The organism is Streptomyces sp. NPDC059994, assembly GCF_042737755.1.
GTDB lineage: Bacteria > Actinomycetota > Actinomycetes > Streptomycetales > Streptomycetaceae > Streptomyces.
Window position 1 is genome coordinate 1 of sequence record NZ_JBHWUR010000200.1, and the last position, 5,609, is coordinate 5,609.

3 protein-coding genes are annotated in these 5,609 nt (G+C 71.6%); all 3 read left to right on the forward strand.

Annotated features, from left to right (window positions below):
- On the forward strand, positions 1 to 1,497 hold a 1,497-nt coding region (gene sucB, locus ACFWA7_RS39595; RefSeq protein WP_385828010.1), incomplete at its 5' end, for a 2-oxoglutarate dehydrogenase, E2 component, dihydrolipoamide succinyltransferase.
- A gap of 108 nt (positions 1,498 to 1,605) precedes the next feature.
- Complete coding sequence (locus ACFWA7_RS39600; protein WP_385550345.1) at positions 1,606 to 2,229, forward strand: GntR family transcriptional regulator; 624 nt, start codon at positions 1,606 to 1,608, stop codon at positions 2,227 to 2,229.
- Positions 2,230 to 2,865: 636 nt separating this feature from the next.
- Positions 2,866 to 5,565: a pyruvate dehydrogenase (acetyl-transferring), homodimeric type gene (aceE, locus tag ACFWA7_RS39605; protein ID WP_385828012.1), complete on the forward strand. Its 2,700-nt coding sequence runs from the start codon at positions 2,866 to 2,868 to the stop codon at positions 5,563 to 5,565.
- Positions 5,566 to 5,609: the final 44 nt, after the last annotated feature.

The window sequence follows — 5,609 nt, forward strand, 5'->3', positions numbered from 1 at the left end:
GCCGCTCCCGCCCCGGCCCCCGTGGCCGAGGCTCCGGCCGCCCCGGCGCCCGCCGCCGAGGCCCCGGCCCCGGCCGCCGCCCCGGCCGGTGGCGCCTCCGGCACCGACGTGACCCTCCCCGCCCTGGGCGAGTCCGTCACCGAGGGCACCGTCACCCGCTGGCTGAAGCAGGTCGGCGAGGAGGTGGCCGAGGACGAGCCGCTGCTTGAGGTCTCCACCGACAAGGTCGACACCGAGATCCCCGCCCCGGTCGCCGGTGTGCTCCTGGAGATCGTGGTCGGCGAGGACGAGACCGCCGAGGTCGGCGCCAAGCTGGCCGTCATCGGCGCCGCCGGTGCCGCGCCCGCCGCCGCTCCGGCCCCCGCCGCCCCGGCTCCGGCCCCCGCCCCCGCCCCGGCTCCGGCCGCTGCTCCGGCGCCCGCCCCGGCTGCTCCGGCCCCGGCTGCTCCGGCTCCGGCCCCGGCCGCCCCCGTGGCCGCCCCGGCCGCGCCCGCCGCCCCGGCCCCCGCGCCGGTCGCCGCTCCGGCTCCGGTGACCCCGGCTCCGGCCCCGGTCGCCACCTCCGGCGACGACGGCGCGTACGTCACGCCGCTGGTCCGCAAGCTCGCCTCCGAGTCCGGTGTGGACCTGGGCGCGGTCAAGGGCACCGGCGTCGGCGGCCGCATCCGCAAGCAGGACGTCATCGCCGCGGCCGAGGCCGCCAAGGCCGCCGCTCCGGCGCCGGCCGCCGCCGCTGCCCCCGCCGCGAAGGCCGCCCCCTCCCTGGAGGCGTCCCCGCTGCGCGGCCAGACGGTCAAGATGACCCGGATGCGCAAGGTCATCGGCGACAACATGATGAAGGCGCTGCACTCGCAGGCCCAGCTGACCTCGGTCGTCGAGGTCGACATCACCAAGCTGATGAAGCTGCGCGCGGCGGCGAAGGACTCCTTCGCCGCCCGTGAGGGCGTCAAGCTGTCCCCGATGCCGTTCTTCGTGAAGGCGGCGGCCCAGGCGCTGAAGGCCCACCCGGTCATCAACGCCCGGATCAACGAGGACGAGGGCACCATCACGTACTTCGACTCGGAGAACATCGGCATCGCCGTGGACTCCGAGAAGGGTCTGATGACGCCGGTCATCAAGGGTGCGGGCGGTCTGAACCTCGCCGGTATCTCCAAGGCCACGGCCGAGCTGGCCGGCAAGGTCCGCGCCAACAAGATCACCCCGGACGAGCTGTCCGGCGCGACCTTCACGATCAGCAACACCGGCTCGCGCGGTGCGCTGTTCGACACGGTCATCGTGCCGCCGAACCAGGTCGCCATCCTGGGCATCGGCGCGACGGTCAAGCGCCCGGCGGTCATCGAGACCGCCGAGGGCACGGTCATCGGCATCCGCGACATGACGTACCTGTCGCTCTCGTACGACCACCGTCTGGTGGACGGCGCCGACGCGGCCCGCTACCTGTCGGCCGTCAAGGCGATCCTTGAGGCCGGCGAGTTCGAGGTCGAGCTCGGCCTGTAGGACCCGCGGCCGTACGGTCTGTGACGAAGGCGCCCCTGCCCGGAGTGATTCCTGGTGGGGGCGCCGCCGTATTGTCTAGAGGTCACCGCTCGCGTGAAGGAGCTCTTCATGACCCCGCCCGTCGTCCACTCGCTGCGCGAGCAGATCCGCGAGCACATCGTGGAGGGGATCGTCAGCGGCCGCTGGAAGCCCGGTGAGCGGATCGTGGAGCGCCGGATCGCCGTCGAGCTCCAGGTGAGCCAGACGCCCGTCCGGGAGGCCCTGCGGGAGCTGGAGTCCCTCCGCCTGATCGAGTCGGCCCCCAACAAGGGCGTACGTGTACGGAACCTGACGGCGGCCGACCTGGAGGAGAGCTACCCCGTCCGGGCCGGCCTGGAGCAGATCGCGGCCGAGCTGGCCGCGGACCGCCTCGCCGCGGACTGCTCGGCGCTGGAGCCGCATGTGGCTGCGCTGTACGAGGCGGACGCGGCGGCCGACGGGACGGCGCAGGTGCGGCACACGGTGGGGTTCCATCGTGAACTGGTGCGGGCGGCGGGGAACAGCGTCCTCCTCCACACCTGGGAGGGCCTCGGCATCGAGGTCTTCACGGCGCTCTCCATCCGATGGCTCGGCACGGTCCAGAAGTCGTACGCGGAGGAGCACGAGGAGCTGGTGGCGGCGTTCCGGCGGCACGATCCGCGGATCGGCACGCTGGTCAAGTCCCACGTCCTGGGCTGCGCGCCGCGGGCGTAGCCCCACCCCGGGGGCGGGTGGGTGGCTGAGGCCCGCTTCCCGGGGGCTACGCCCCCGGACCCCTTCGCGGGGCCTGCTGCCCCTGCACCCCGCTTCGGGGCTCCGCCCCGGCCCCCGTTCGTCTGCGGGCCGCCTGTGGCTGGTCGCGCGGTTCCCCGCGCCCCTTGAATGCCGCTGCGCGGCAATCCCCTGGGCGCCCCGAAGGGGCGCATCCAGGGGCGCGGGGAACTGCGCGAGCAACCACAGTCGACCCGCACACAAACACCGGCCCCAAAAGGGGCGCGGGGCTGTGACATTGTGCGGCTCCGCCGCGCGGGCGCGACCAGCCCCCACCGACCCGCAGACGAACACGGGATACGGGGCGCAGCCCCGCAGGGAGAGTGGGGGTGCGCCCCGCTCATACTCCGGCGCCCCCGCTCATCCGTAACCCTCCCCACCTGCGAAAACAAGGCACCCCGTGCCCCCATCCACGGCACCCTGTGCCGACTTTGTCGATATCAAGAAGTTTTTCACTCAACGCTTTGATCGATCATCGATCGGCGGCTTACAGTCGACGGCGGACTTACCCGGTCCACCGCCCTGTCCTGCCAGACAAGGCTTTTTCTCCACCCCCCTCCTGTCCGGAAGGCGGCGATCATGATCGACCCCACGCCCAAGTCTCCGAGCGAGCTCGACCAGCTCCCGGATCGTGACACCGAGGAGACCGCCGAGTGGGCGGCCTCCCTCGACGCCGTCGCCAAGGCCGCCGGCCCGCACCGGGCCGCGTATCTGATGCGCCGCACGCTCCAGCACGCCGAGGGCGCGGGCCTGGCCCTGCCCAAGCTGCTGGAGACGGACTACGTCAACACCATCCCCAGCTCCGCCGAACCCGTCATCGACGGTGACGAGGAGATGGAGCGCCGGATCACGGCGTGGAACCGGTGGAACGCCGCCGCGATGGTCACCCGCGGCTCCAAGCACGGCGTCGGCGGCCACATCGCCACCTTCGCCTCCGCCGCCTGGCTGTACGAGACCGGCTTCAACCACTTCTTCAAGGGGAAGGAGCGCGACGGGTCCGGCGACCAGCTCTACATCCAGGGCCACGCCTCCCCCGGCATCTACGCCCGCGCCTTCCTCGACGGCCGCCTGGGCGAGACGCACCTCGACAACTTCCGGCAGGAGTCCGGCGGCAACGGCCTGCCCTCCTACCCGCACCCGCGCCGACTGCCCTGGCTGTGGGAGTTCCCGACCGTTTCGATGGGTCTCGGGCCGCTCTCCGCCATCTACCAGGCCCGGTTCAACCGGTATCTCACCAACCGCAATATCAAGGATGTCTCCGCGTCACACGTGTGGGCCTTCCTCGGTGACGGCGAGATGGACGAGCCCGAGTCGACCGCCGCACTCGCGCTCGCCGCGCGTGAGGGCCTCGACAACCTCACCTTCGTCATCAACTGCAACCTGCAGCGCCTCGACGGCCCGGTCCGCGCCAACTTCAAGATCGTGCAGGAGCTGGAGGCCCAGTTCCGCGGCGCCGGCTGGAACGTCGTGAAGTCGCTGTGGGGCGGCGCCTGGGACGAGCTGTTCGCGCTCGACACCACCGGCGCGCTGGTCCGCCGCCTGCGCGAGGTCCCGGACGCGCAGGTGCAGACGTACCAGACGCGTGACGCGGCCTACATCCGCGAGGACTTCTTCGGCAAGGACCCGGCGCTCGTCGAGATGGCGAAGCTGCTCTCCGACGACAAGATCCTTGAGTGCTTCCACCTTTCGCGCGGCGGCCACGAGCCCCGCAAGGTGTACGCCGCGTACAAGGCCGCCCTGGAGTTCAAGGGTGCGCCGACGGTCATCCTGGCGCAGACCGTCAAGGGCTTCACCCTCGGTGAGGGCTTCGCGTCCAAGAACGCGAACCACCAGATGAAGAAGCTCTCCAACGACGAGTTCAAGGACATGCGGGATCTGCTGGACCTGCCGATCTCGGACTCGCAGTTCGTCGATGGTGTCGTGCCCTACGGCCACCCCGGTGTCGACTCCCCGGAGGTCCGTTACCTCCAGGAGCGTCGCGCCGCCCTCGGTGGGCCCGCCCCGGCCCGTCGTACGCACGCGCTCGCCCCGCTGCCCGCCCCGGCCGACAAGGCGTTCGCCGCCTTCGACAAGGGCTCCGGCAGCCAGTCCATGGCCACCACCATGGCGTTCGTCCGCCTGGTCAAGGACCTCATCCGCGACAAGGAGACCGGCAAGCGCTGGGTCCCGATCGTCCCGGACGAGGCCCGTACCTTCGGTATGGAGTCGCTGTTCCCCTCGCTCGGCATCTACTCGCCGAAGGGGCAGACGTACGAGCCGGTCGACCGCGACCAGCTGATGTACTACCGCGAGGCGAAGGACGGCCAGATCCTCAACGAGGGGATCACCGAGGCCGGTTCGATGGCCGACTTCATCGCCGCGTCGTCCGCGTACTCCACGCACGGCGAAGCGATGATCCCGTTCTACATCTTCTACTCGATGTTCGGCTGGCAGCGCACCGCCGACCAGATGTGGCAGCTCGGCGACCAGCTGGGCCGCGGCTTCCTGGTGGGCGCCACCGCCGGCCGTACGACGCTGACCGGTGAGGGCCTGCAGCACGCCGACGGCCACTCGCCGGTGATCGCCGCGACCAACCCGGCGGCGCTCACCTACGACCCGGCGTTCGCGTACGAGATCGGCACGATCGTCAAGGACGGTCTGCGCCGGATGTACGGCGAGGCGGCTCCGGGCGAGGACCAGAACGTCTTCTACTACCTCACCGTCTACAACGAGCCCATGCCGCAGCCCGCCAAGCCGGCCGGGATCGACGAGGGCATCATCAAGGGCCTCTACCGCTTCAACACGGCCGAGTCGGCCGGGCTGAACGTGGCGGCGGCCAACCCCGCACGCATCCAGCTGCTCGGCTCCGGCACCGCGATCCACTGGACCCTTGAGGCCCAGAGGCTGCTCGCCGAGGAGTGGGGCGTGGCCGCCGACGTGTGGTCCGCGACCTCCTGGACCGAGCTGCGCCGCGACGCCCTGGAGGCGGACGCCGCGCTGCTGCGCGGCGAGGAGCGCATCCCGTACGTACGCCAGGCGCTGGCCGGTGCCGAGGGCCCGGTCCTCGCGGTCAGCGACTACATGCGCCAGGTCCCGGACCAGATCGCGCAGTGGGTCGAACAGGACTACTCCTCGCTCGGCGCCGACGGGTTCGGCCTCTCCGACACCCGTGACGCGGCCCGCCGCCACTTCGGCGTCGACGCCCAGTCGATCGTGGTCGCGGCCCTGGCCCAGCTGGCCCGCCGCGGCGAGGTCAAGGCCTCGTCCGTGAAGGAAGCCCGCGAGCGGTACTGCCTGTAAGGCCGCGGAACCGGTACGCCCGAGGGGCGCGGCTACTGCCGTGC

What these genes read in the sequence shown, in the direction of transcription:
- ACFWA7_RS39600 (WP_385550345.1), top strand. Translation starts at nt 1,606, where the DNA reads ATGACCCCGCCCGTCGTCCACTCGCTGCGCGAGCAGATCCGCGAGCAC.
- aceE (WP_385828012.1), top strand. Translation starts at nt 2,866, where the DNA reads ATGATCGACCCCACGCCCAAGTCTCCGAGCGAGCTCGACCAGCTCCCG.